This window comes from Flavobacterium cheonhonense, assembly GCF_035671315.1.
In the GTDB taxonomy this organism is placed as follows: domain Bacteria; phylum Bacteroidota; class Bacteroidia; order Flavobacteriales; family Flavobacteriaceae; genus Flavobacterium; species Flavobacterium cheonhonense.
Genome location: NZ_JAXAVY010000027.1, coordinates 1 through 444 on the forward strand (window position 1 = coordinate 1; position 444 = coordinate 444).

Genomic DNA, 444 nt, shown 5'->3' on the forward strand with positions numbered 1-444 from the left:
CCTAAACTCGATTTATTTGCTAATTCTTGGCAAGAATCGATTAGTAAAGAATAATAAATTTCTGCTTGGTTTTCAGACCAAGTTTGAACTGTATAATTCCATATTTCTCCTAAATCTTCAACGGCTTTATTTGTCAAATAAAACTTAGCCATTACTTCTTTCTTGATTTTAAAGTTTCAAGATGTTTTTTTGGATCAAAGTCAACAGCTCGACCACTTTCAATTCCTTCACGAATTGCATTACGTAAAATGATTATACGGTTTTCTTCTTCTTCCAAGAGTCTTAGTCCGGCGCGAACAACTTCACTTGCGTTACTGAAACGACCTTTCGAAACAGTTGATTCAATAAAACTTTCAAAATGATTCCCTAAAGATATTGATGTGTTTCTTCCCATGATTACTTCTTTTTTTTGTAAAGTTACCAAAATTTGGTAATTAAGCAAAT

2 protein-coding genes are annotated in these 444 nt (G+C 32.0%); both read right to left on the minus strand.

Annotated features, from left to right (window positions below; genetic code table 11):
- Window positions 1–152, minus strand: a 152-nt coding sequence (locus SK086_RS13615; RefSeq protein ID WP_324692348.1) for a type II toxin-antitoxin system RelE/ParE family toxin, incomplete at its 3' end; no start/stop codon positions are given.
- Window positions 152–394: a type II toxin-antitoxin system ParD family antitoxin gene (locus tag SK086_RS13620; protein ID WP_291275989.1), complete on the minus strand. Its 243-nt coding sequence runs from the start codon at window positions 392–394 to the stop codon at window positions 152–154. The genes SK086_RS13615 and SK086_RS13620, both read right to left, overlap by 1 nt.
- Between the last annotated feature and the right edge of the window lie 50 nt (window positions 395–444).